19 protein-coding genes are annotated in these 25107 nt (G+C 58.7%); 4 read left to right on the top strand and 15 right to left on the bottom strand.

Annotated features, from left to right (window positions below):
- Nucleotides 1–46: 46 nt before the first annotated feature.
- The 5 genes from eno to rlmD form a co-directional block, all read right to left on the bottom strand.
- Nucleotides 47–1345 (bottom strand): phosphopyruvate hydratase, encoded by a 1299-nt coding sequence (gene eno / locus AC6I79_RS04500; protein ID WP_021507362.1) that lies wholly within the window; start codon nucleotides 1343–1345, stop codon nucleotides 47–49.
- Between the two features lie 77 nt (nucleotides 1346–1422).
- Nucleotides 1423–3060 carry a glutamine hydrolyzing CTP synthase gene (gene pyrG / locus AC6I79_RS04495; RefSeq protein ID WP_021507363.1) on the bottom strand — a complete coding sequence of 546 codons (1638 nt, stop codon included), beginning with the start codon at nucleotides 3058–3060 and terminating at the stop codon, nucleotides 1423–1425.
- Nucleotides 3061–3319: 259 nt separating this feature from the next.
- Nucleotides 3320–4102 carry a nucleoside triphosphate pyrophosphohydrolase gene (mazG, locus tag AC6I79_RS04490; protein ID WP_159377837.1) on the bottom strand — a complete coding sequence of 261 codons (783 nt, stop codon included), beginning with the start codon at nucleotides 4100–4102 and terminating at the stop codon, nucleotides 3320–3322.
- 109 nt (nucleotides 4103–4211) lie between these two features.
- Nucleotides 4212–6446 (bottom strand): GTP diphosphokinase, encoded by a 2235-nt coding sequence (gene relA, locus AC6I79_RS04485; RefSeq protein WP_021507365.1) that lies wholly within the window; start codon nucleotides 6444–6446, stop codon nucleotides 4212–4214.
- A gap of 32 nt (nucleotides 6447–6478) precedes the next feature.
- Entirely contained in the window at nucleotides 6479–7795 is a 1317-nt protein-coding gene (gene rlmD / locus AC6I79_RS04480; RefSeq protein WP_498027591.1) for a 23S rRNA (uracil(1939)-C(5))-methyltransferase RlmD, read from the bottom strand.
- 90 nt (nucleotides 7796–7885) lie between these two features.
- On the opposite strand from rlmD, the gene barA reads away from it, so the two are divergent.
- Nucleotides 7886–10615: a two-component sensor histidine kinase BarA gene (barA, locus tag AC6I79_RS04475; protein ID WP_058771474.1), complete on the top strand. Its 2730-nt coding sequence runs from the start codon at nucleotides 7886–7888 to the stop codon at nucleotides 10613–10615.
- 187 nt (nucleotides 10616–10802) lie between these two features.
- Here barA and AC6I79_RS04470 read toward each other — a convergent pair whose 3' ends face one another.
- The 6 genes from AC6I79_RS04470 to AC6I79_RS04445 form a co-directional block, all read right to left on the bottom strand.
- Nucleotides 10803–11942 (bottom strand): glycerate kinase, encoded by a 1140-nt coding sequence (locus AC6I79_RS04470; RefSeq protein WP_058757043.1) that lies wholly within the window; start codon nucleotides 11940–11942, stop codon nucleotides 10803–10805.
- Nucleotides 11943–12027: 85 nt separating this feature from the next.
- Nucleotides 12028–12912: a 2-hydroxy-3-oxopropionate reductase gene (gene garR / locus AC6I79_RS04465; protein ID WP_058771604.1), complete on the bottom strand. Its 885-nt coding sequence runs from the start codon at nucleotides 12910–12912 to the stop codon at nucleotides 12028–12030.
- A 19-nt stretch (nucleotides 12913–12931) separates the two neighbouring features.
- The gene (garL, locus tag AC6I79_RS04460; protein ID WP_021507370.1) at nucleotides 12932–13699 is read right to left on the bottom strand and encodes a 2-dehydro-3-deoxyglucarate aldolase; all 768 of its coding nucleotides are present in this window, start codon (nucleotides 13697–13699) and stop codon (nucleotides 12932–12934) included.
- Nucleotides 13700–13751: 52 nt separating this feature from the next.
- A complete protein-coding gene (gene gudD, locus AC6I79_RS04455; protein ID WP_040679678.1) occupies nucleotides 13752–15083 on the bottom strand; it encodes a glucarate dehydratase in 1332 nt (443 codons plus the stop codon).
- Between the two features lie 10 nt (nucleotides 15084–15093).
- Nucleotides 15094–16440, bottom strand: coding sequence for an enolase C-terminal domain-like protein (locus AC6I79_RS04450; RefSeq protein WP_104094368.1), 1347 nt, complete (start codon nucleotides 16438–16440; stop codon nucleotides 15094–15096).
- A gap of 10 nt (nucleotides 16441–16450) precedes the next feature.
- The gene (locus AC6I79_RS04445) at nucleotides 16451–17797 is read right to left on the bottom strand and encodes an MFS transporter (RefSeq protein ID WP_058771607.1); all 1347 of its coding nucleotides are present in this window, start codon (nucleotides 17795–17797) and stop codon (nucleotides 16451–16453) included.
- Between the two features lie 507 nt (nucleotides 17798–18304).
- On the opposite strand from AC6I79_RS04445, the gene garD reads away from it, so the two are divergent.
- The gene (garD, locus tag AC6I79_RS04440) at nucleotides 18305–19864 is read left to right on the top strand and encodes a galactarate dehydratase (RefSeq protein ID WP_021507374.1); all 1560 of its coding nucleotides are present in this window, start codon (nucleotides 18305–18307) and stop codon (nucleotides 19862–19864) included.
- A gap of 73 nt (nucleotides 19865–19937) precedes the next feature.
- On the opposite strand, the gene AC6I79_RS04435 is transcribed toward garD, so the two are convergent.
- From AC6I79_RS04435 to syd, 4 genes are all read right to left on the bottom strand, one after another.
- Entirely contained in the window at nucleotides 19938–20384 is a 447-nt protein-coding gene (locus AC6I79_RS04435) for a flavodoxin (protein ID WP_238561586.1), read from the bottom strand.
- Between the two features lie 12 nt (nucleotides 20385–20396).
- Nucleotides 20397–21176, bottom strand: coding sequence for a tRNA pseudouridine(65) synthase TruC (truC, locus tag AC6I79_RS04430; protein ID WP_058757049.1), 780 nt, complete (start codon nucleotides 21174–21176; stop codon nucleotides 20397–20399).
- Nucleotides 21176–21502, bottom strand: a complete 327-nt coding sequence (locus AC6I79_RS04425) for a YqcC family protein (protein WP_058776606.1) — start codon at nucleotides 21500–21502, stop codon at nucleotides 21176–21178. The genes truC and AC6I79_RS04425 overlap by 1 nt, the downstream gene beginning before the upstream one ends.
- A gap of 588 nt (nucleotides 21503–22090) precedes the next feature.
- Entirely contained in the window at nucleotides 22091–22639 is a 549-nt protein-coding gene (gene syd, locus AC6I79_RS04420) for a SecY-interacting protein (RefSeq protein WP_059010890.1), read from the bottom strand.
- Between the two features lie 62 nt (nucleotides 22640–22701).
- Here syd and queF point away from each other — a divergent pair, with 62 nt between their 5' ends.
- Entirely contained in the window at nucleotides 22702–23547 is an 846-nt protein-coding gene (queF, locus tag AC6I79_RS04415; RefSeq protein WP_021507380.1) for an NADPH-dependent 7-cyano-7-deazaguanine reductase QueF, read from the top strand.
- Nucleotides 23548–23733: 186 nt separating this feature from the next.
- On the top strand, nucleotides 23734–25098 hold the full coding sequence (gene ppnN / locus AC6I79_RS04410; protein WP_021507381.1) for a nucleotide 5'-monophosphate nucleosidase PpnN: 1365 nt from the start codon (nucleotides 23734–23736) through the stop codon (nucleotides 25096–25098).
- Nucleotides 25099–25107: the final 9 nt, after the last annotated feature.

Genomic DNA, 25107 nt, shown 5'->3' with positions numbered 1-25107 from the left:
GGCTTGATGTCAGGCGATGTGGCCGTTTAGCCACATCCGCAGGCGATTACGCCTGGCCTTTAACTTCTTTCAGACCGTTGAACGGCGCTTTGTCACCCAGTGCTTCTTCGATACGAATCAGCTGGTTGTACTTAGCAACGCGGTCAGAACGGCTCATAGAACCGGTTTTGATCTGGCCAGCAGCAGTACCGACCGCCAGGTCAGCGATGGTCGCATCTTCAGTTTCGCCAGAGCGGTGAGAGATGACCGCGGTGTAGCCAGCATCTTTCGCCATCTTGATCGCAGCCAGGGTTTCGGTCAGAGAACCGATCTGGTTGAATTTGATCAGGATAGAGTTAGCGATGCCTTTCTCGATGCCTTCTTTCAGGATTTTGGTGTTGGTCACGAACAGGTCGTCGCCCACCAGCTGAATTTTGTCGCCCAGCACTTTGGTCTGGTAAGCGAAGCCGTTCCAGTCAGACTCATCCAGACCGTCTTCGATAGAAACGATTGGGTACTGTTTGGTCAGGTCTTCCAGGAAGTGGGTGAACTCTTCAGAAGTGAAGGCTTTGTTGCCTTCACCAGCCAGCACATATTTGCCGTCTTTGTAGAATTCAGATGCTGCGCAGTCCATCGCCAGGGTGATGTCTTTGCCCAGCTCGTAGCCTGCTGCTTTAACAGCTTCGGCGATAACGGCCAGCGCTTCGGCGTTTGAACCCAGGTTTGGCGCGTAGCCACCTTCGTCACCCACCGCGGTGTTCATGCCTTTGGCTTTCAGAACTTTAGCCAGGTGATGGAACACTTCAGAACCCATACGGATGGCTTCTTTCACGGTTTTCGCGCCAACCGGCTGAATCATGAACTCCTGGATATCAACGTTGTTATCCGCGTGCTCACCACCGTTGATGATGTTCATCATTGGCAGTGGCATAGAGTATTTGCCCGGGGTGCCGTTCAGTTCTGCAATGTGTGCGTACAGTGGCAGACCTTTAGAGGCTGCTGCTGCTTTCGCTGCTGCCAGAGAAACCGCCAGAATGGCGTTTGCACCGAAGTTGGATTTGTTGTCAGTACCGTCCAGCTCGATCATGATCTTATCGATGTTCGCCTGGTCTTTGGCATCTTTGCCTTTTACCGCGTCAGCGATTGGGCCGTTAACCGCAGCAACCGCTTTGGTTACGCCTTTGCCCAGGAAACGAGACTTATCACCGTCACGCAGCTCCAGTGCTTCGCGTGAACCGGTTGATGCACCTGATGGCGCAGCAGCCAGACCAACGAAACCGCCTTCCAGATGCACTTCTGCTTCTACAGTCGGGTTGCCACGGGAGTCGATGATTTCGCGACCGATGACTTTAACGATTTTGGACATTCGATTTTCCTCAGTACAAGTTAGTCAATCCTAAGACAAACAACGCGCGAAAAGTTCGCGCGCTGTTCGTTAAACTCTTACTTCGCTAAACGCTTCTGGTGCTCCTGCGCGGCTTTCACAAAGCCAGCGAACAGCGGATGACCATCACGCGGGGTCGACGTGAATTCCGGGTGGAACTGGCAGGCTACAAACCATGGATGATTCGGGATCTCGATGATCTCCACCAGTTGATCGTCGCCGGAACGGCCTGCAATGTGCAGACCCGCCGCTTCAATCTGCTTCAGCAGCAGATTGTTTACTTCGTAACGGTGGCGATGACGCTCAGTAATGACGTCAGAGCCGTACAGCTGGCGCACTTTGCTTTCCGGCGTCAGCTGGCACTGCTGGCTTCCCAGACGCATGGTGCCGCCCAGATCGCTCTGCTCGGTACGCTGTTCAACGTTACCGTTTTCATCGCGCCATTCGGTGATTAACGCAACCACCGGGTACTTACAGTCTGGCACAAATTCAGTGGAGTTGGCGCCTTCCATCCCGGCCACGTTGCGCGCGAATTCCATCAGCGCAATCTGCATGCCAAGGCAAATGCCGAGGTACGGAATGTTGTTTTCACGCGCGTATTGCGCGGTCAGCAATTTTCCTTCCACACCGCGGTAACCGAAGCCACCAGGAATCAGGATAGCATCAAGATCTTTCAGAATTTCGACGCCGCGCGTTTCCACATCCTGCGAATCGATCAGCTTGATGTTAACGGTGACGCGATTTTTCAGGCCGCCGTGCTTCAGCGCTTCAATCACGGATTTGTAGGCATCCGGCAGTTCGACATATTTGCCGACCATACCGATGGTGACTTCGCCGCCCGGATTGGCTTCTTCGTAAATCACCTGCTCCCACTCGGCCAGATTGGCTTCCGGCGCGCTCAGGTTGAAACGCTTGCAGATGTAATCATCCAGACCCTGCGATTTCAGCAGGCCCGGGATCTTGTAGATCGAATCAACGTCTTTCAGCGAGATAACCGCTTTTTCCGGCACGTTACAGAACAGGGCGATCTTCGCTCGCTCGTTAGCGGGCACCGCGCGGTCTGAACGGCAAATCAGCACGTCAGGCTGAATACCAATCGACAGCAGTTCTTTAACCGAGTGCTGAGTTGGCTTGGTTTTCACTTCACCCGCCGCCGCCATGTAAGGCACCAGCGTCAGGTGCATATACATGGTGTGTTCACGGCCCACATCGACCGCCATCTGGCGAATCGCTTCCAGGAACGGCAGGGATTCGATATCGCCCACGGTTCCGCCGATTTCCACCAGCACGACGTCATGACCTTCGCCACCTTCAATGATGCGCTCTTTGATGGCGTTGGTGATGTGTGGGATGACCTGAATGGTCGCGCCCAGATAGTCGCCGCGACGCTCTTTGCGCAGCACTTCTGAGTAGATACGGCCGGTAGTAAAGTTGTTGCGGCGCGACATTTTGGTACGGATGAAGCGCTCGTAGTGACCTAAATCCAGATCGGTCTCGGCCCCGTCATCGGTGACGAACACTTCACCGTGCTGCGTAGGGCTCATGGTACCCGGATCGACGTTGATATACGGATCGAGTTTCATGATGGTCACATTCAGACCACGTGCTTCAAGGATGGCTGCGAGGGAGGCTGCGGCAATGCCTTTGCCCAGAGAGGAAACGACCCCGCCGGTCACAAAAATATAATTCGTTGTCATGCTGAACCTGAGAGTTTAGGTTTAAAGACGGTGGAATAACCAGGACGGGAAAACAGTATACCCGAAGTCGTCCGCAGCCACAATTGATGAATCACACCATCCTCCTCGCATTACAGCCTGTAACATAGCGGAGAGTGCCGGGTGAAATGTTGACGTACGTCACAAAGTTGCCGACTGGCTGAATCGAGTAAGCTCAGGCGGTGATTTTATGCGCAGCGCTGGAATAATCACCTGCGCTGCGCAGAGAGGCTGAATAAGGTTATTCGCCGGCTTTAACCTGCTGCCAGGCGGCTTCCATCTGCGCCAGCGTAGCCTGTTCCATGCTCAGCCCCTGGGCCTGAATAATATTCTCTACCTGACGGAAGCGGCGCTCGAACTTGTCGTTGGCCCTCTGCAGCGCGGTTTCCGCTTTGCTGCCGAGATGGCGTGACAGATTGACGGTAGCGAACAACAGATCGCCAATCTCCTCTTCCAGCTTGTCGCTGTCCACCACGGCCTGCTGCGCTTCATGCATCACTTCGTCGATCTCTTCATGCACTTTATCCAGCACCGGCCCGAGGCTGTCCCAGTCGAAGCCTACGCTGTGACAGCGCTTCTGGATTTTATAGGCGCGCATCAGCGCCGGCAGCGCTTTCGGGATATCGTCCAGCACCGAGTGCTGCGACTTCTCCGCACGCTCGCGCTGCTTGATCGCCTCCCAGTTTTTCAGCACTTCGGCCGTGGAATCGACCTGGGCTTCGCCGAAGATGTGCGGATGGCGACGCTCCAGTTTGTCACTGATGGCGTTGCAGATGTCATCGAAATTGAAACGCTGCTGTTCCTCGGCCATGCGGGCGTAGAACACCACCTGAAACAGCAGATCGCCCAGTTCGCCGCGCAGATCGTCAAAGTCTTCGCGCTGGATGGCGTCGATAACTTCATAGGTCTCTTCCAGCGTATACGGCGCGATAGAGGCGAAAGTCTGCTGGCGATCCCACGGGCAGCCGCGCACCGGATCGCGCAGGGTTTGCATGATGGTGAGCAGGCGGTTTAAAGCAGTCATGAAAGTCCCCGGAACAACAAGATAAAAAGCCGCCATTAATGGCGACCCTGCAGGGTAATTACGCGGTTTTGCCCGGGTGCGCATTGCTGCGCACCGGTCTCAGCAGGGCTTAATGTAAGCGGCGCGCATCGATAATATCCGGCACCTGATTAAGGCGCGCCAGCACGCGACCCAGCACCTGCTGGTTATAAATCTCGATATCCATATCGATGGTGGCGAGCTGCTTTTTGGTGTCGCTGCGGCTGGACACGCCCAGCACGTTGACCTTTTCATTGGCCAGAATGGTGGTGATGTCGCGCAGCAGCCCGCTGCGATCGTTGGCCGTCACGCGTACCACCAGCGAATAACCGCTGGAGTAACTTTCGCCCCACACCGCATCGACAATGCGTTCCGGTGCATGCGAAATCAGTTCGCTGAGCTGATCGCAGTCGGCGCGGTGAATCGAAATGCCGCGCCCCTGGGTAATAAACCCGACAATATCATCGCCCGGAATCGGCTGGCAGCAGCGCGCAATGTGGTGCAGCAGATTGCCGACGCCCTCCACCACCACGCGGCCACTCTCTTTGCGCGCCGACGACGGCTGATGCGATTTCTGCGTCAGCTGACGCAGCGCCTCGCGATCTTCCTCTTCAGCGCTCGGCTTGTTGAGCTTCGCCTGCAGGAAGTTAACCATCTGGTTAAGACGGATATCTCCGCCACCAATCATCGCCAGCAGCTCATCCTGCGAGCTGACGTTATAACGCGGCAGCAGCAGCTTCTCGGCTTCGCGCATGCTGATATCCAGCTGGCCCAGCTCGCTATCCAGGATTTGCCGGCCGGCCGCGATATTTTTGTCGCGATCCTGTTTACGGAACCAGGCATGAATCTTCGAGCGCCCGCGGCTGGTGGTGATATAGCCGAGGTTGGGGTTCAGCCAGTCGCGGCTCGGGTTCGGCTGCTTCTGGGTGATCACCTCAATCTGATCGCCCATCTGCAGCTGATAGGTAAAGGGCACGATACGGCCGCCGATTTTGGCGCCGATGCAGCGATGACCAATATCACTGTGAATGTGGTAGGCGAAGTCGAGCGGCGTGGAACCGGCCGGCAAATCGACCACGTCGCCCTTCGGCGTAAACACGTAAACGCGGTCATCAAATACCTGGCTGCGCACCTCTTCCAGCATCTCGCCGGAATCCGCCATCTCTTCCTGCCAGGTAATCAGTTTACGCAGCCAGGCGATGCGCTCTTCGTGCCCTGCGGCACCGCGCGCGTTGCTGGCCGTCGGCCCTTCTTTGTACTTCCAGTGTGCCGCGACGCCCAGTTCAGCGTCCTCGTGCATCTGGCGGGTACGGATCTGAATCTCGACCGTTTTGCCCTGCGGTCCCAGCACCACGGTATGAATCGACTGATAGCCGTTTGGCTTGGGATTGGCAACGTAATCGTCGAACTCGCTAGGCAGATGACGATACAGCGTGTGGACGGTGCCGAGCGCGCCGTAGCAGTCCTGCAGGCGTTCAGCGACGATGCGCACTGCACGCACGTCGAACAGCTCATCAAACGCCAGCGACTTCTTCTGCATTTTGCGCCAGATGCTGTAGATATGCTTGGGACGGCCGTAAACTTCCGCACGCACGCCCTCTTTTTGCATCTCTTTACGCAGGTTATCGACGAAGTTATCAATGTATTGTTCACGATCGATGCGGCGTTCATGCAGCAGTTTGGCGATGCGCTTATATTCGTCAGGATGCAGGTAGCGGAAGCAATAATCTTCCAGCTCCCATTTGAGCTGGCCGATACCGAGACGGTTGGCCAGCGGCGCATAAATGTTGGTGCTCTCTTTCGCCGCCAGCACGCGCTCATCTTCCGGCGCATCTTTCATCTCGCGCAGGTGGGCAATACGTTCTGCCAGCTTGATGACCACGCAGCGGAAATCTTCCACCATCGCCAGCAACATGCGGCGCACGTTATCCACCTGCTCCGAGGCCATCGAGTCGTTGTGAATGGCTTTCAGCTGGCGGATGGCATCCATATCGCGCACGCCGTGCACCAGCGAGACGATGCTTTTGCCAAAGGCCTTCTCCAGATCCTCTTCGCTCACCACGCCCGCATTGGCCAGCGGGAACAGCAGCGCGGCGCGCAGACTATCGATATCCATACTGAGCATGGTGAGAATTTCCACCATCTCAATACCGCGCCACAGCAGCAGAGCCTGATCTGGATGGTCGTGCGTTTCGGCTTCACAGTAGCGCCATGTTTCCGCCAGTCGTTCGCAGGATTGCGGATTACTGATACTCAAGCTGGCGATCCACTGGTCAAGGGCAAATTCCCCGGCCGTATTTAAATGCGCACTTCTAACCGCAACCATATCCTCTCCTGCCACAGCGACTTAAACATCGCTTATGTTTTGCTAAACAGCACCATGGATTCGAGATGGCTGGTATGAGGGAACATATCCAGCATCGCGACCCTTTCCAGATGGTAGCCCGCCGACAGTAATGTCTGACTGTCGCGGGCAAGTGTTGTCGGGTTACAGGAAACATAGACCACGCGTTGCGGCGCAAGTTTAACGATATGCGACATCACGCCCGCGGCCCCGGCACGCGCCGGATCCAGTAACACCTTATTAAATCCCTGCGCCGCCCAGGGCTGGCGCGAGACATCTTCCTCTAAATTGTGCTGGAAGAAGCAGACATTTCTGAGATTGTTAAGCTGAGCATTATACTCTGCCTGGCGCACTAATGCTGCAACGCCCTCCACACCCACCGCATTTTGTACGAACTTTCCTAGCGGCAATGTGAAGTTGCCCATGCCGCAGAACAGATCGAGCACCCGATCGTCCGGCTGCAGATCCAGCCAGGCAATCGCCTGTGCCACCATCTGCTGATTCACGCCATCGTTGACCTGAATGAAATCCTGCGGGCTAAAGGTTAGCTGCAAATCAAACGAGCGGTAGTAAGGCTGCTCCGCGCCGAGCGCCTGCAGCGCGTCACTGCCGTCCGCCAGCCAGATCATCAGCCGGTGCTCATGCGAAAAACGTTCCAGTTTTGTCCGGTCCGCAGCGGAGAGCGCATCAAGATGGCGCAGCACCATTAGCGGACCGTTATCCGCCAGCACCAGTTCCACATGCCCCAACCGTTTCGCTGCGTGCAGGCTGCTGAGACAGTGGTGCAGCGGCTGCAGCAGCGCCTCAAGCTCGGGCACCAAAACGGGGCATTGCGTCACATCAATCAGATCGTTACTGGCCGCCTGACGGAAGCCCATCTGCAGGCGCTGCTGCTTCGGCAGCCACTGCAAACCGAGACGCGCGCGCCGGCGATAGCCCCAGGGCGCAGCGCTGATGATCTCATCCACCTGCACCGGCAGCGCCGCTTCCTGACTCAGCATGCGGCCCAGCGCCCGCGCTTTGCTCTCCTGCTGCAGCGCCACGGACACGTGCTGCTGCTGGCAGCCGCCGCACACGCCGAAATGGATGCAGCGCGGTTGCTGGCGCTGCGGGCTCGGTTGTGTAATCTTTTTGGCTTTGCCGCGCGCAAACTGACGCTTATCTTCGGTCAGGATCACCTCGGCCTGTTCGCCGGGCAGCGCGCCGCTGACAAACAGCGTTTTACCGTTATGGCGCGCCACGCCCTGACCAAAGGGATCGAGCTCGTCAATGGTGACGCTGAGACGTTGCTTCGTCGTCACGCGCTGTTTTGCGGAGTAAAATTGCGCCATAGTATTGTGAATTCTCAGTTTTCATTAGGTGTGCAGCCGTACGCGGTTTTTGCACAGGGATAAAATGCCAGGAGTCGCCAGGCCACAATTATGACCAAATACAGCCTGCGGGCGCGAATGATGATTCTGATACTGGCGCCGACGCTGATGATTGGCCTGCTGCTCAGTACCTTCTTCGTGGTGCACCGCTACAACGAACTGCAGCACCAGGTGCGCGATGCCGGCGCTAACATTATCGAACCGCTGGCGGTGTCGAGCGAGTACGGCATGACGTGGCATAATCGTGATGCGATTCGCGAGCTGGTCAGCCTGCTGCATCGCCGTCATTCCGATATTGTCCGTGCCATTACGGTTTTCGACAACAACAATCACATCTACGTCAGCTCCAATAACAACCAGAACCTCGCGCTGCTGCAAAAAGCCGATATTTCCACGCTGGCGGATGGCGTGTCGGTGGAGCGGCACGGCAACCTGATGGTGCTGCGCACGCCAATCATCTCTGAACGCTATTCGGTGGACGAACTGCCGGGTGAAGACGCCAAGCCGGCAGGGAATCCGCTGGGTTATGTGGCGATTGAGCTGGATCTGCAGTCGGTGCGGCTGGAGCAGTACAAAGAGGTGTTTGTCGCCACTCTGCTGCTGCTGTTTTGCCTGTGTATCGCCATGCTGTTTGCCTATCGACTGATGCGGGACGTCACCGGCCCGATTCGCAACATGGTTACCACCGTGGACCGCATCCGGCGTGGCCAGCTCGACAGCCGCGTGGATGGCTACATGCTGGGCGAGCTGAGCATCCTGAAAAACGGCATCAACGCCATGGCGATGTCGCTCACCGCCTACCATGAAGAGATGCAGCAGAACATCGACCAGGCAACCTACGATCTGCGCGAAACGCTCGAGCAGCTGGAGATTCAGAACGTCGAGCTGGACCTGGCGAAAAAGCGCGCCCAGGAAGCGGCACGCATCAAGTCGGAGTTTCTCGCCAATATGTCGCACGAGCTGCGCACGCCGCTCAATGGCGTGATTGGCTTTACCCGCCAGATGCTGAAAACCGGGCTGAGCACCAACCAGCGTGATTACATGAGCACCATTGAGCGCTCGGCCAATAACCTGCTGAGCATCATTAACGACGTGCTCGATTTCTCCAAACTGGAAGCCGGTAAGCTGGTGCTGGAGTCGATCCCGTTCCCGCTGCGCGCCACGCTGGATGAAACGCTGGTGCTGCTGGCGCCGTCCGCGCATGAGAAAGGCCTCGAGATCACCGTGTGCCTGGAGAAACAGGTGCCGGATAATGTGATTGGCGATCCGCTGCGTCTGCAGCAAATTCTGATCAACCTGATTGGCAACGCCATCAAATTCACCGAGCGCGGCCACATTGATCTGCGCGTCGAGCTGCGTCATCTCAGCATCACGCGGGCGGAACTGGAGATTCAGGTGCACGATACCGGCATCGGTATCTCTGAGCAGCAGCAGTCGCAGCTGTTCCAGGCATTTCGTCAGGCGGATGCCAGTATTTCGCGCCGTCACGGCGGTACCGGTCTTGGCCTGGTGATTACGCAGAAACTGGTGCACGAAATGGGCGGTGAGATCGCCTTCCACAGCCGGCAGAATCAGGGCTCCACCTTCTGGGTACAGGTACATCTGGATCTCAATCCTAACGCACCGGCGATTCCACGCATGCTGGACGATCTGCACGCCACGCCGCTGGCTTATATCGAACCCCATCCGGCGGTGGCGAAAGCGGTTCAGGAGATGCTGAGCATTACGCCTCTGCAGGTGCAGCACTTTGCCAGCCTTGACGATCTGCCCGACGCCCATTTCCCGCTGCTGCTGATGGGGCTGCCGGTCAGCGATCCGCATCCGGCTACGCTGTCCGATGCGCTGATTGCCCGCCTGCGCGCACACGCCGACTCGGTGCTGCTGGCGCTGCCGAGCGAAATGATGCTGTTCGCCGATGATTTGCGCGCGCGCGGTATCGCCGGCTGCATTGCCAAACCGGTGTCGCTGACGCGATTGCTGCCGATGCTGCTCGATCTCAACATGCGTCATAGCGACGCCGCCCCGCGCGGCGTAAGACAGCCGCTGACGGTGATGGCGGTGGATGATAATCCGGCCAACCTGAAGCTGATCGGCGCATTGCTGGAGGAGCAGGTCCAGAACATCATTCTGTGCGACAACGCCAGTCAGGCGATTCACCAGGCGCGGCAGCAGCGGCTGGACGTGATTCTGATGGATATTCAGATGCCGGACATCGACGGCATCCGCGCCAGCGAGATCATCCGCAGCCTGCCACAGCACGCCAGCACGCCGATTGTCGCGGTCACGGCGCATGCGCTGGATGGCGAACGTGAGCAGTTGATCGCCGCCGGCATGAATGACTATCTCGCCAAGCCGATTGATGAGGACAAGCTGAAGCAGCTGCTGCAGCGCTATGCGCCGGGCAGCGTGGCGAGCGCGGTGCGACAACCGGCGATCGCACCCTCACTTGACTGGGCGCTGGCATTGCGTCAGGCGGCGAATAAAGCCGAGCTGGCGCGCGATCTGCTGCAGATGCTGCTGGATTTTCTGCCGGAAGTGGAGCAGCGCGTGGCGCAGTGTATGACGCAGAATGACGTCGATGGGCTGCGCGAGATTATCCACAAGCTGCACGGCAGCGCCAGCTACAGCGGCGTGCCACGGCTGAAACAGCTGTGTCAGCAGCTGGAGAAGAGTCTGCATCAGGAGAGCGATATCGCAGCGCTGGAACCAGAGCTGCTGGAGCTGAGCGACGAGATGGCGAATGTGGCGCGAGAAGCGCGTCAGGTGCTGGGCGTGGCGTAGTGAGGGTTGTGGGGTGTGCGTTCTGGGTTGTGCGCTGGGCCCTCACCCTAACCCTCTCCCGGCGGGAGAGGGAACCGTGCGGTGCGATGAAGAGGAACAGCGCGAAATCCAAATCCGTGCACCATCAGCCCCCTCTCCCGCCTGCGGGAGAGGGCTGGGGTGAGGGGAAAACCGCACCGCCTCCCCCCTACAACCCCTGCCCCACCTTGATCGTGGCAGCGACGTTCCTTGCCGTCAGGCGGACATTCTGCGCGGCATTGGCCAGCGCCTCTTCCAGCGAACAGATACCCGACAGCACGCTGTACACTGCGTCGATCCCGTGCTGATGCACCACACCGACATCCGCCGTCAGGCTGCCGGCAATACCGATCACCGGCTTATTGAACTGCTTCGCCACCTGCGCCACGCCAACCGGCACTTTGCCGTTGACTGACTGACTGTCGATGCGCCCTTCACCGGTAATCACCAGATCGGCATCCTGCACCTGCTGCGCCAGCCCCAGCGCTTCGGTGACAATCTCAATGCCGCGCCGAAGTTCCGCGTGGCAAAACGCATGCAGCGCCGCGCCCATGCCGCCGGCTGCACCACCGCCGGCGATGTGCAGCACATCAATATCCAGATCTCGCTGAATAATCGCGGCGTAATGGCCGAGCGCGGCATCCAGCTGCTGCACCAGCTGCGGCGTGGCCCCCTTCTGCGGGCCAAAAATCGCCGACGCCCCCTCTTCGCCAATCAGCGGATTGGTCACGTCGCACGCCACTTCAATGCGGCACTGCAGCAGGCGCGGATCCAGATCGGCGATCTCAATCTTCGCCAGCTGCGGCAGTGCCCCGCCGCCATAGCCAATCCCGCTGCCGTCGCTGTCCAGCAGCCGGGCACCGAGCGCCTGCACCATGCCGGCACCGCCGTCGTTAGTGGCGCTGCCGCCGATGCCGATGATGATGTGATCGACGCCGCGATCCAGCGCATTTTTGATCAGTTCACCGGTACCGTAAGAGGTGGTGATCAGCGGATCGCGCTGTGCTGCAGGCACCAGCTCCAGCCCGCTGGCCGCAGCCATCTCAATAAAGGCGGTACGCGCATCACCGGATAATCCGTAAAACGCGTCGACCGGCTCGCCGAGCGGCCCGGTCACCGTCAGTCTGACGATGTTGCCCTGGGTTGCCGCCACCATTGCTTCAACCGTGCCTTCTCCGCCGTCGGCGACCGGTATTTTGACATAGTCAGCGGCGGGGAAAATTTCGCGAAATCCCGCTTCTATCGCGGTAGCCACTTCCAGGGCGGACAAACTCTCTTTGTATGAATCCGGTGCGATGACAATTTTCATAGGCAATCCGAGCGCGGTAGGTGACGGAAATCCGTCTGGCTAAGGCAGTACAGCGTCCGGCATCCGCAGACACCGGACGCGGGCACTACCGGGTGATCTCAACTTTGGCTAATTTTTCATAATAGCAAGCCAGCGCGCTATGATCGGACGTACCCTGCCCGTCGACTTTTAGCGCCTGCATCATCTCCATCACCGCTGCGGTCAGCGGCAGATGTGCGCCAATGCCGTGTGAGGTATCAAGCGCATTGGCTAAATCCTTGATATGCAAATCGATACGGAAGCCAGGCTTAAAGTTGCGATCCAGCACCATGGGCGCTTTGGCATCCAGCACGGTGCTGCCCGCCAGACCGCCGCGAATCGCCTGGTAAACCAGTTCCGGATTGACGCCGGCTTTGGTGGCCAGCGACAGCGCTTCTGACATCGCGGCAATGTTGAGCGCCACAATCACCTGGTTGGCCAGTTTAGTGACGTTGCCCGCGCCGATATCGCCGGTGTGCACCACCGAACCGGCCATCGCCTTAAGAACATCGTAGCACTGATCAAACAGCGCTTTATCGCCGCCGACCATCACCGACAGCGTGCCTTCAATCGCTTTTGGCTCACCGCCGCTCACCGGCGCATCCAGCATCCGGATGCCTTTTTCTGCCAGCGCATCATGCACTTCGCGGCTGGCCAGCGGCGCGATGGAGCTCATGTCGATCACCACCAGTCCCGGCTTCGCCCCTTCGATGATGCCGTTCTCGCCCAGACACACCTCTTTCACCTGCGGTGAGTTCGGCACCATGGTGATCACCACGTCAACCTGCGCGGCCAGCTCTTTCGGCGTTTTCGCCACGGTGGCACCCAGCTCCACCAGTTCGGCTTCGTTGCTGGCGTTGTGGTCGCGCACCACCAGGGTGTAACCGGCTTTCACCAGGTTTTTACTCATCGGTTTGCCCATGATGCCGAGGCCGATAAATCCAATTTTCATTGCCTTTCCCCTTCGTCAGTTACTGCTTAAATTTGTCGCACAGCGCCTGCGTGGCGTGGCGGAATACACCCAAATCGCTGCCAACGGCAACAAAGCTGGCACCCCATTCGAGATAACGGCGTGCGTCAGCCTCCACCGGCGCCAGAATCCCGCTCGGCTTACCGGCGGCTTTGGCGCGCTCAAGGATGTAACGGATCACTTTCAGCACTTCCGGATGCGCCGGCTGGCCGAGATAGCCCAGCGCCGCTGACAGATCGCCCGGGCCGACAAAGATGCCGTCTACACCGTCAACCGCCGCAATGGCGTCAATGTTGTCCACCGCCTGCTGGGTTTCGATTTGCACCAGCACGGTGATGTTGTCATTGATGGTGGCGTTGTAGTCCGCCAGCGTGCCGTACATGTTGCTACGATGCGAAACTGACACGCCGCGTATACCGGCTGGCGGATAGCGGGTCGATGCCACCGCGCGCGCCGCCTCTTCTGCGGTTTCCACAAACGGAATCAGGAAGTTATAGAAGCCAATATCCAGCAGACGCTTGATGATGATCGGCTCATTGCACGGCGGTCGCACCACCGGCGCGCTCGGGCTGCCTTTGAGCGCCATCAGCTGCGGAATAAAGGTGGTGATGTCGTTCGGCGCGTGTTCGCCGTCCAGCACCAGCCAGTCAAAGCCCGCCAGCCCCAGCACTTCCGTGGTGAGAGGATTGGCAAGGGCGCACCAGCTGCCAATCAGGGTTTCCCCTGCCAGCAAACGACGACGAAAAGGGTTGGGCCAGGCATTGCTCATGATCTCTACTCCTGTTATTTAGCACCGCCGCCCGCGGGCGCGCGGAATAAAATCAGCGCACCAGGCACGGACGCTTGTTATCAAATGTCCAGTTCGGCACGAGGAACTGCATCGCCTGCGCATCGTCGCGCGCGCCCAGTCCATGCTGCTGATACAGCGCATGGGCCTGCATCACCTGATCCATGTCCAGTTCGACGCCAAGGCCCGGCTTCTGCGGCACCTGCACCATGCCGCCCTTGATCTGCAACGGCTCTTTGGTCAGGCGCTGGTTGCCCTCCTGCCAGATCCAGTGGGTGTCGATGGCGGTAATGGCGCCCGGTGCGGCGGCGGCCACATGGGTGAACATCGCCAGCGAAACATCGAAATGATTGTTGGAGTGCGAACCCCAGGTCAGGCCGAAGTCGTGACACATCTGCGCCACGCGCACCGAGCCCTGCATGGTCCAGAAGTGCGGATCGGCCAGTGGAATATCGACCGACTGCAGCGACAGCGTGTGGCCCATCTGACGCCAGTCGGTGGCGATCATATTGGTGGCGGTAGGCAGACCGGTGGCGCGCCGGAACTCGGCCATCACTTCACGTCCGGAGTAACCCTGTTCAGCGCCGCACGGATCTTCTGCATAAGCCAGCACGCCTTTCAGCTGTTTACCGAGCAGGATGGCCTCATTCAGCGACCAGGCCCCGTTGGGATCGAGCGTCACGCGCGCCTGCGGGAAACGCTTCGCCAGTGCGGTTACCGCTTCGGCCTCCTCACCGCCGCGCAGTACGCCACCTTTTAGTTTGAAATCGTTAAAGCCATATTTTTCATAGGCGGCTTCTGCCAGGCGCACCACCGCGTCCGGCGTCAGCGCTTCCTCATGCCGCAGGCGATACCAGTCGCACGGATCATCGGTCTGGCTCTGATACGGCAGTGACGTTTTGCGGCGATCGCCGACGTAAAACAGGTAGCCGAGCATCTCGACGCGGTCACGCTGCTGTCCTTCGCCCAGCAGCGACGCCACGTTGACGCCCAGATGCTGGCCGAGCAGGTCCAGCAGCGCCGCTTCGATGCCGGTCACCACGTGAATGGTGGTGCGCAGGTCAAAGGTCTGATTGCCGCGCCCGCTGGCATCGCGATCGGCAAAGGTAGTGCGCACCAGGGTAAGGATATTTTTGTACTCGCCGACGGTTTTTCCGGTCACCAGCGCCGCCGCGTCTTCCAGCGTCTGACGGATTTTCTCGCCGCCGGGGATCTCGCCCACGCCCGTGTGGCCGGCGTTATCTTTCACAATCACGATATTGCGGGTAAAAAACGGCGCGTGGGCACCGCTCAGATTCAGCAGCATGCTGTCGTAACCGGCCACCGGAATGACCTGCATTGCTGTAATTTTCGGGGTGTGACTCATTTCCTGCTCCTTATGCATGGCGGCGTCCAAAAGCCGGACGCTTGCGGTCGAACGACCATCCGGGAACCAGATATTGCATTGCCGTGGCGTCATTACGTGCGCCTGCCGGCAGCGATTGATACAGGGCGTTAGCCTGGCGCAGGCGATCCCAGTCCAGCTCAACGCCGAGGCCGGGCTTGTCCGGCACGGCAATTTTGCCGTTGCGGATCTGCAGCGGCTCTTTAGTCAGACGCTGGTCGCCCTCCTGCCAAATCCAGTGGGTATCGATGGCGGTCGGTTTACCCGGTGCCGCTGCGCCGACGTGGGTAAACATCGCCAGCGAAATGTCGAAGTGATTATTGGAGTGGCAGCCCCAGGTCAGCCCCCACTCATCACACAGCTGCGCCACGCGTACCGCGCCGCTCAGCGTCCAGAAGTGCGGGTCGGCCAGCGGAATATCGACCGCGTTGAGCATCACCGCGTGGTTCATCTCCCGCCAGTTGGTGGCGATCATATTGGTGGCGACCGGCAGACCGGTGGCGCGGCGAAACTCGGCCATGACTTCGCGCCCGGAATATCCCTGCTCGGCACCGCACGGATCTTCGGCATAGGTCAGCACCTCGTGCAGGCCTTTGCACAGCGCGATGGCTTCATCCAGATGCCAGGCACCGTTGGGATCGACGGTGATGCGCGCGTCCGGGAAACGCTGCTTCAGTGCCACCGCCGAGGCAATCTCCTGCTCGCCCGGCAGCACGCCGCCTTTCAGTTTGAAATCTTTGAAGCCGTACCTGTCCTGCGCCGCTTCGGCTAAGCGCACCACCGCGTCTGGCGTCAGCGCCTCCTGATGGCGCAGGTGATACCAGTCGTGACCGGCCGCGTCGCCGCTCTGATACGGCAAATCAGTTTTACGCCGATCGCCAATGTAAAACAGGTAGCCCAGCACCGTGACCTCATCGCGCTGCTGACCCGGCCCCAGCAGTTCGGCCACTGGCACGCCGAGGCACTGGCCGAGCAGGTCGAGCAGCGCCGCTTCCAGCGCCGCCACCGCATTGACCCGCAGCTCAAACGTCCAGGCGCCGTTGCCGAAGGTATCGAAATCCGCCGACTGGTTACCTTTGTGCACCTGCTGCACCAGCCGGTTCATGCGCGCCACCTGCTGCCCTTTCACCTGCGGTATTGCCGCGACCAGCGTCTCATAGATGGTTTCACCGCCCGGCGCTTCGCCGACGCCGGTGTGGCCGGCGCTGTCGGTCAGCACCACGATATTGCGGGTGAAGCAGGCGCTGTGCGCGCCGCCGATGTTGAGCAGCATGCTGTCGTAACCCGCCACCGGAACCACCTGCATGTCGGTAATCACCGGGGAACTTTGCGTATTCATATTCGGTTCCTTATGACCGGGGTTTGAGTTCGACACGTTTGATATCGCCGGTTATCACCAGGAAGCTGAACGCCGCCACAAACGCATGGATGCCGACATAAATCAGCGCCCCTTCAAACGAACCGCTGGTGGCGATGATGTAACCAATGGCAATCGGCGTGACGATGCCAGAGAAGTTACCGAACATATTGAACAGACCGCCGCTCAGGCCGCTGATCTCTTTGGGTGCGGTATCGGCCATCACCGCCCAGCCCAGCGCGCCAATGCCTTTACCAAAGAACGCCAGCGCCATAAACAGCACCACTACCCATTCGGTTTCGGTGTAGTTACACATCACCATGCTGATGGAGAGCAGCATACCGATGACAATCGGGGTTTTACGCGCGATGTTTAGCGAGCCGGTTTTACGCATCAGATAATCTGAAATCACGCCGCCCAGCACGCCGCCGAGGAAGCCGCAGATGGCGGGAATCGAGGCGATCATGCCGGCTTTAAGAATCGACATGCCGCGCGCCTGCACCAGATACACCGGGAACCAGGTAATAAAGAAGTAGGTCAGGGCGTTAACGCAGTACTGACCGAGATAGATCCCCCACATCATGCGGGTGGAGAGCAGTTGCTTGATTTGAAACCACTTCTCATCCCAGCTCACTTTACGCTCGGCTTTCTTCGCATCCATGTTAATCAGCGCACCGCCCTGCTCCATGTACTCCAGCTCGGCTTTGTTCACGCCAGGGTGATCGTTCGGGTCATGAATTACTTTCAGCCAGATAAAGCTGAGAATGATGCCCAGCCCGCCCATGAACCAGAACACGTGCGCCCAGCCCACCTCGGCCACCAGCCAGCCCATGATCGGTGCGAAAATCACCGTGGCGAAGTACTGGGCGGAGTTAAAGATGGCGACGGCGGTACCGCGCTCCTGCGCCGGGAACCAGGCAGCAACAATACGGCTGTTACCCGGGAAAGACGGCGCTTCCGCCAGCCCCACCATGAAGCGCAGCAGGAACAGTGACACCACAATGCCGAAGCCGCTAAAGATGTCGACGAAGCCCTGCAACAGGGTAAACAGCGACCACAGGAAGATGCTCCAGAAATAGACGCGTTTGGAGCCGAAGCGGTCCAGCAGCCAGCCGCCAGGAATCTGACCGATAACGTACGCCCACGAGAAGGCGGAGAAGATGTAGCCGAGGCCGACGGAATCGAGACCGATCTCCTTCGACATCGCCGAACCGGCAATCGAAATGGTGGCCCGGTCACCGTAGTTGAACGAGGTGACGATAAATAACATCACCACAATCCAGTAACGGGCGTTGGTGCGCTTCTGCACCGCTGCCGCTGTCTGGCTGTAACTATTCATGATGCACTCCTGAAATATAGCGAACGCTACATTCACTCTGACTGCATACACATCGCGTTGGGTATCAGAATGATGTTGGGTTAAACACGGCGATTGTTGTTATGGCAAAACGATGATGCGTCGTGACGAATAACCAAACGTTGAAGAACGGCAATCAGTATAGGAACAGCATCGCCGTGAAACACTGGAGGAACGCCCGAGGATAATCACCAATCCGGCACGATTTTCTGGCATTTGCCCATAACGCTGCGGCGTGGCTCACGGAACCCGCCATCCAGCCGCCAGATTGCTGTAAAAGTGAACAGCAAGCGTACGCTTTGTGAGGCTCTTCACTTGCGTTTGGTAAAACGAACCAAACTGCGCGCCGATCGCGGCACAAAGCCAGTCAGTTGCACAATGCGCGGGTGAATACCCCTGCTTATACTGAGGCTGGCAAATAACGATGATGTGACGGACGTGATTTCAACCGCACCGCTATGACCGGTGCGACGAACCGGAAGGTGAGCAATGAACCGACCTCTGACAGACAAACCGCGCTACATTAAAGTGCACGACGCCGATAACGTGGCGATAGTGGTCAACGATCAGGGATTGCCCGCAGGTAGCCGCTTTGATGACGGTCTGCAACTGACTGAGCATGTGCCGCAGGGGCACAAAGTGGCGCTGAGCGATATCGCCCTGCATGGCGACATCGTGCGTTACGGTGAAGTGATTGGCACAGCGCTGCGCCCGATTGCGCGCGGCAGCTGGATTGAGGAGTCGCTGGTGGCACTGCCCGCCGCCCCGCCGCTGGCCAGCCTGCCGCTGGCAACTAACGTGCCGCCGCCCCTGCCACCGCTGGAAGGATACACCTTTGAAGGCTATCGCAACGCCGACGGCAGCGTCGGCACGCGCAATCTGCTCGGCATCACCACCAGCGTGCACTGCGTGGCGGGCGTGGTGGATTACGTGGTGCAGCTGATTGAGCGCGATCTGCTGCCGCGCTACAGCAACGTTGACGGCGTGGTAGCGCTCAACCATTTATATGGCTGCGGCGTGGCGATCAACGCACCGGCGGCGGTGGTGCCCATTCGCACCATTCACAACCTTGCGCTGAATCCTAATTTTGGCGGCGAAGTGATGGTGGTGAGCCTCGGCTGCGAGAAATTACAGCCGGAGCGCCTGCTCACCGGTACACCGGACGTACAGGCCATTTCGCTGGATGAGCGCGATATCGTGCGCCTGCAGGATGAACGCCACGTGGGTTTTGGCGCGATGGTCGATGAAATTCTGCAGGTGGCCGAGCGCCATCTGAAAAAACTCAACCAGCGTCAGCGCGAAACCTGCCCGGCGTCAGCGCTGGTGGTCGGCACCCAGTGCGGCGGCAGCGATGCGTTTTCCGGCGTGACGGCCAATCCGGCGGTTGGCTTTGCCTCGGATCTGCTGGTGCGCTGCGGCGCGACGGTGATGTTCTCGGAAGTGACCGAGGTACGCGATGCGATCCATCTGCTGACGCCGCGTGTGGTAAACGAAGCGGTGGGCAAACGGCTGCTGGAGGAGATGGCGTGGTACGACGATTATCTGAGCCAGGGGCAAACCGACCGCAGCGCGAATCCGTCGCCGGGCAATAAAAAAGGCGGCCTGGCCAATGTGGTAGAAAAAGCGCTGGGCTCAATTGCCAAATCCGGCCGCAGCCCGATTGTCGAAGTGCTGTCACCCGGACAGCGCCCGACGCAGCGCGGGCTGATTTACGCCGCCACGCCGGCCAGCGATTTTGTCTGTGGCACCCAGCAGATGGCTTCCGGCATTACGCTGCAGGTGTTCACCACCGGGCGCGGCACGCCTTACGGCCTGGCGGCAATTCCGGTGATCAAAATGGCGACGCGCAGCGCGCTGGCGAACCGCTGGCACGATTTAATGGATATCAATGCCGGCACCATCGCGACGGGTGAAGAGAGTATTGAACAGGTCGGCTGGCGGCTGTTTGAGCTGATTCTGGATATCGCCAGCGGACGTAAACAGACGTGGTCAGATCGCTGGGGAATCCGTAATCAGCTGGCAGTATTCAATCCGGCACCGGTGACGTGATATGCAAAATTAACTTTCGGCGCGATCGGTTCCCTCTCCCGCCTGCGGGAGAGGGTTAGGGTGAGGGCCTGATTTACAACAACTTACCCCAGTTCTCCACCCACGGCGTGGTCACTGACTCGGGCTCCGGATTTTCCGTCGCATCCACCAGCAGCACCTCGCCAATACGCTGCGCCTGCTGCTCCTGCAGCGTGGCATCAAAAGTCTTACCGGCCCCACAGAAGTGGTCGTAACTGCTGTCGCCTAAAGCGATCACGCCATAGCGTAGCTCAGGCTGATAGCCCAGCTCATCGCGCACCTGCACATACAGTCGCGCGATATTGTCCGGAAAATCGCCCTGCCCGGTGGTCGAGGTAACAATTAACGCGACCTCTTTGCTGTAAGCCTGCCAGTCGGCGAGTGACGGATCTTCAAACACCTTCACCTCATGCCCCTGCGCTTCCAGCACCGGCTGCGCCTCTTCGGCAACCAGCAGCGCGTTGCCGTACACCGTACCTGTAAAAATGCCAATCTTTGCCATTTTGCCGCTCCTTTATTCTGTCGGCTTATCCTGGACTGCCTCAGCGGCAAACTCAACCCTCGGCACCTCGGGCAGTTGCTGCTGCCAGCCAAACGATTGCAGCATCTGCTGCCAGACGCGATCCAGCCCGGCGCGAATCACCAGCGGTTCGCCGGTCACCGGATGCGTTAGCGTCAGCGCACTGGCGTGCAGCATCAGTCGATCCATGCCAAAGTGGGCTGCGGCACCGCGGTTCTGCCGCAGATCGCCGTGCGAGCTGTCACCAATAATCGGATGACGCAGGTGCGCCATGTGGCGTCGCAGCTGATGCTTGCGCCCGGTGTGCGGCGACAGCTCAACCAGCGTATAACGTGCGCTGGGGTACTTGCCGATGGCTACCGGCAGTTCTGCCTGCGCTAGCGCGCGATAATCGGTGACTGCCGGCTGCGGCGCGCGCGGTTCCGTGACAAACTTGTCCGCAATTTTATCCAGCTCTTCCACCAGCGGATAATCCAGCGTTGCGCTACCGTCCAGCCAGCCGCGCACCACTGCGTGATAGGTTTTCTGAATCTGATGCTGCTCAAACTGCTGCGCCAGCAGCCGCCCGATTTCGCTGGAGAGCCCCATTAGCAGCACGCCAGACGTGGGACGATCGAGGCGATGCGCGGTAAATACGTGCTGACCAATCTGATCGCGCACCGTCTGCATCACCACTACTTTCTCTTTGCGATCGAGCCAGCTGCGGTGCACCAGCCAGCCCGCCGGTTTATTCACCGCAACCAGCCATGCATCCTGATAAATGATCTCCAGCATCAGGCGTCCGGCGGCGCAAACAGCGCATCAAGCTGGCTGAGCGTCAGCAGCAGCGCTGCATGGCCCGGCGTGGTGGGTGGCAGGGCCATCTCATAATAAGGCGTAACGGCGAAGTTTTGCGGCAGCGCGGCGCCGGCGTTAAGCAGCGCCTGCATGCGCGGCAGCAGGACCCACTGCAGCCATTCGAGCGGCTGCAGGGTATCGAGACAGAAAGGTTGCGTGCTATTAAAGGCTTCAGCCGCCGGGGCGTGCGTCTGCCAGTGGCCGTGTTCGCGCATTACCGCTTCGACCTGCTGCAGCCGCTGAATAATCAGGTGCGTCGACATACGCTACCTCCGCGTCAAAAAGGGGCGGCAAGCATATCATTAGTGGGTGCGCGCGCAAAAACGGCATAAAAAAAGGGAGCACTGTGATTACAGTGCTCCCGGTTCGTTTGCAGCATTCCCGCCACCGCTGTGCTCCCTGCTCATCCTTGACAACTGTTCCTGCGCTTTCCGTCGCCTGTCATCGTGACATTGGTCCTTAGCATCCTGGCCCGCCACATCCCGCGTGGCTCTCATTCTCCATCCTGGAGGTGTCCTTTACTCACTCCGGAGTGTCCTGCTTCATCCTGAAGCCTTCCCTGTGACGTAAACTCCGTTACGTTCCTGCCGCCTGGCTGACATTCTCCTGAACGTCTCTCAATCCGTGGCTTCCTGCCAGTGGTGACTATTCTGGCAGAAACCATCGCAATAACAAGTCAGTAAGCGCCGTTAAACGATTAAGCCATGTCTGTATTTTCGGATTGATGCCATAACTGCATGATTCACAATATTTTTACATTGCGGACTTCCGGAAGTCTGCGCAATGATCTGGCGATCTCGCACAACAGTTGTGAGAGATCTCTTACAAAGGCTGCGAGAAAAGTCTGCAACTCACGAACTAACCGGTTGTAAAGCATTAAGAAATGTCTGAATATCCACCGCCAGTTTCTGCCGTTTTTTCGTTCCCGGCTGCTCCACAATCACCTCACCGGTCAGATTACACACCGCGATAACATCCTGCTCCGAATCTGTAGTGGCGATAAACAGCGTCGGGCTCTGTTTCAGACGGCGCTTCATCACCAGATGACCAATCAGGTTCTCCTGCAGGCGGGTAAAATCGTCCTCGCTCCACACCTGCAGCAGCGTCAGCGGCTGCTGTGCAAACTGCGCGTGCATGTCGCCGGCAAATTGCGTGGTGTAGAACGTGGTGAGGTCCGGCTGCAGCTGAATATCCAGTGCGCGCTCAACGGCTGCCAGCGAGGCTGGCAGGGTAAAGTCCTGCGGCTGCCACAGGACACGCTCATCCAGTTCACTGATAATGCAGGGCGACGGCACGCCGTACAGCTCTGCGCTGGCGGGAAAATGGCCGTGCTGCTGCTGCCAGTGCGCTACATAACGGGCGGTAAAATCGCGCAGGGCCTCTGCGGTTTGCTGCATCATTCATCTTCTCGCTGGTGATCGGTTACACTGACTCCCTTTGATGGATTTTAGTGGTAACCGTTATGTCTTCTGAAAACCGGGATACGGCGCTGAGCGGCCTGACTTTGGGTAAGCCCACCGCGTATGTTGATCGCTACGATAACACGCTGCTGCAGGCGGTGCCGCGCAGCCTGAATCGCGAGCCGCTCGGGCTTTATCCCGATAACCTGCCGTTCCACGGCGCAGATATCTGGACGCTGTATGAACTCTCCTGGCTAAACAGCAAAGGCGTGCCGCAGGTCGCGGTCGGCGAAGTAGTGCTAAGCGCCGACAGCGTGAATCTGATCGAGTCCAAAAGCTTCAAACTCTATCTTAACAGCTTTAACCAGACGATTTTCGCCGACTGGGGCGCCGTGCGGCAAACGCTGGAGCGCGATCTCAGCGCCTGCGCTAACGGCAAGGTCAGCGTGGCGCTGTTTCGCCTGAGCGAAGTGGAAGGTCAGCCGATCGGGCACTTCGCTGGCGATGTCATCGACGAGCAGGATATCACCATCAGCGATTACGGCTTTAACGCCGATTACCTCGCCAGCGCAACGGGCAGCGAAGTGGTTGAAGAGACGCTGGTCAGCCATCTGCTGAAATCGAACTGTCTGATCACCAATCAGCCGGACTGGGGTTCAGTGATGATCCGCTATCAGGGCCCGCGTATCGATCGCGAAGCGCTGCTGCGCTATCTGATTTCGTTCCGCCAGCACAATGAGTTTCACGAGCAGTGCGTCGAGCGTATTTTTAACGATATTCAGCGCTTTTGTCAGCCAGCAGCATTAACCGTCTATGCGCGCTACACGCGGCGCGGCGGGCTGGATATCAATCCGTGGCGCAGCAATGTCCCCTTCACGCCGGGCTACTCCCGCCTGGTGCGCCAGTAACAGATTGCGAGATGTCTCGCAGGCCGCCGCACGGATGCGCGGTTCCACTTGAGCATTCGCGGCCGACAACGGTACTCTGGTACAGGCGCGAGGGCGACAGCGTGCTTACCGAAGGATTTTCGTCACTGCGCTCAACGGGTTAAGCGCAGCGTCATCAGTCACGCATTTGCGTGTAAAGGAGTTCTCTTGATTACACATATCAGCCCGCTTGGCTCAATGGATCTGCTCTCCCAGCTGGAAGTCGACATGCTGAAGCGCACTGCCAGCAGCGATCTCTACCAGCTGTTTCGCAACTGCTCGCTGGCGGTACTCAACTCCGGCAGCCAGACCGACAGTAGCCACGAACTGCTTTCCCGCTTTGAAAACTTTGACATCAACGTGCTGCGCCGCGAGCGCGGCGTGAAACTGGAGCTGATCAACCCGCCGGAAGAGGCGTTTGTTGACGGCCGGATTATCCGTTCGCTGCAGGCGAACCTGTTTGCCGTACTGCGCGACATACTGTTTGTTAACGGCCAGCTCTCAGCGGCGGATCGTTTGCAAAATCAGGACGTCACCGACTCCGCGCACATCACCAATCAGGTGTTCTCTATTCTGCGCAACGCGCGCGCGCTGCACGTGGGCGAATATCCCAACACCGTGGTGTGCTGGGGCGGTCACTCCATCAACGCGGTCGAATATCAATATTGCCGCAATGTCGGGACGCAGATGGGCCTGCGCGAACTGAACATCTGTACCGGCTGTGGTCCGGGCGTGATGGAAGCGCCGATGAAAGGGGCAGCGGTAGGCCATGCGCAGCAGCGCTATCACGACAGCCGGTTTATCGGCCTGACTGAACCGTCGATCATCGCTGCGGAGCCACCTAACCCGCTGGTGAATGAACTGATCATCATGCCGGATATTGAAAAGCGTCTGGAAGCCTTTGTGCGCATCGCGCACGGCATCGTGATCTTCCCGGGCGGCGTGGGTACGGCAGAAGAGCTGTTGTATCTGCTGGGCATTCTGATGAATCCGCAGAACAGCGATCAGGTGCTGCCGCTGATCCTCACCGGGCCGAAAGAGAGCGCCGATTACTTCCGCGTGCTGGATGATTTCATCGTTAATACGCTGGGTGAAGCCGCACGCCGGCATTACAAAATCATCATTGATGATGCTGCGGAAGTGGCGCGTCTGATGAAGAAAGCCATGCCGCAGGTGAAAGAGTACCGCCGCGAAACCGGCGATGCCTACAGCTTCAACTGGTCGATTCGCATTGCGCCGGATCTGCAGGTGCCGTTCCTGCCAACCCACGAAAATATGGCCAACCTCAAGCTGTTCCCGAATCAGCCAGCGGAAAAACTGGCGGCGGATCTGCGGCGTGCCTTCTCGGGCATCGTGGCCGGTAACGTCAAAGAGATGGGGATCCGCGAAATCCGGGAAAAAGGTCCGTATCAGCTGCAAGGCGATGCCGATCTGATGCACCGCATGGACGAACTGCTGCAGGGCTTCGTCGCGCAGCAGCGCATGAAACTGCCCGGCAGCGCTTACATCCCCTGCTACGAAATCATCAAATAACCCATCAGG

The sequence above is a fragment of the gamma proteobacterium symbiont of Scutellera amethystina genome (assembly GCF_059730845.1).
The sequence above is the reverse complement of the archived record's forward strand: the minus strand, read 5'-3'. Positions and strand labels throughout refer to the sequence as shown.

What these genes read in the sequence shown, in the direction of transcription:
- eno (WP_021507362.1), bottom strand. Translation starts at nt 1,345, where the DNA reads ATGTCCAAAATCGTTAAAGTCATCGGTCGCGAAATCATCGACTCCCGT.
- pyrG (WP_021507363.1), bottom strand. Translation starts at nt 3,060, where the DNA reads ATGACAACGAATTATATTTTTGTGACCGGCGGGGTCGTTTCCTCTCTG.
- mazG (WP_159377837.1), bottom strand. Translation starts at nt 4,102, where the DNA reads ATGACTGCTTTAAACCGCCTGCTCACCATCATGCAAACCCTGCGCGAT.
- relA (WP_021507365.1), bottom strand. Translation starts at nt 6,446, where the DNA reads ATGGTTGCGGTTAGAAGTGCGCATTTAAATACGGCCGGGGAATTTGCC.
- rlmD (WP_498027591.1), bottom strand. Translation starts at nt 7,795, where the DNA reads ATGGCGCAATTTTACTCCGCAAAACAGCGCGTGACGACGAAGCAACGT.
- barA (WP_058771474.1), top strand. Translation starts at nt 7,886, where the DNA reads ATGACCAAATACAGCCTGCGGGCGCGAATGATGATTCTGATACTGGCG.
- AC6I79_RS04470 (WP_058757043.1), bottom strand. Translation starts at nt 11,942, where the DNA reads ATGAAAATTGTCATCGCACCGGATTCATACAAAGAGAGTTTGTCCGCC.
- garR (WP_058771604.1), bottom strand. Translation starts at nt 12,912, where the DNA reads ATGAAAATTGGATTTATCGGCCTCGGCATCATGGGCAAACCGATGAGT.
- garL (WP_021507370.1), bottom strand. Translation starts at nt 13,699, where the DNA reads ATGAGCAATGCCTGGCCCAACCCTTTTCGTCGTCGTTTGCTGGCAGGG.
- gudD (WP_040679678.1), bottom strand. Translation starts at nt 15,083, where the DNA reads ATGAGTCACACCCCGAAAATTACAGCAATGCAGGTCATTCCGGTGGCC.
- AC6I79_RS04450 (WP_104094368.1), bottom strand. Translation starts at nt 16,440, where the DNA reads ATGAATACGCAAAGTTCCCCGGTGATTACCGACATGCAGGTGGTTCCG.
- AC6I79_RS04445 (WP_058771607.1), bottom strand. Translation starts at nt 17,797, where the DNA reads ATGAATAGTTACAGCCAGACAGCGGCAGCGGTGCAGAAGCGCACCAAC.
- garD (WP_021507374.1), top strand. Translation starts at nt 18,305, where the DNA reads ATGAACCGACCTCTGACAGACAAACCGCGCTACATTAAAGTGCACGAC.
- AC6I79_RS04435 (WP_238561586.1), bottom strand. Translation starts at nt 20,384, where the DNA reads ATGGCAAAGATTGGCATTTTTACAGGTACGGTGTACGGCAACGCGCTG.
- truC (WP_058757049.1), bottom strand. Translation starts at nt 21,176, where the DNA reads ATGCTGGAGATCATTTATCAGGATGCATGGCTGGTTGCGGTGAATAAA.
- AC6I79_RS04425 (WP_058776606.1), bottom strand. Translation starts at nt 21,502, where the DNA reads ATGTCGACGCACCTGATTATTCAGCGGCTGCAGCAGGTCGAAGCGGTA.
- syd (WP_059010890.1), bottom strand. Translation starts at nt 22,639, where the DNA reads ATGATGCAGCAAACCGCAGAGGCCCTGCGCGATTTTACCGCCCGTTAT.
- queF (WP_021507380.1), top strand. Translation starts at nt 22,702, where the DNA reads ATGTCTTCTGAAAACCGGGATACGGCGCTGAGCGGCCTGACTTTGGGT.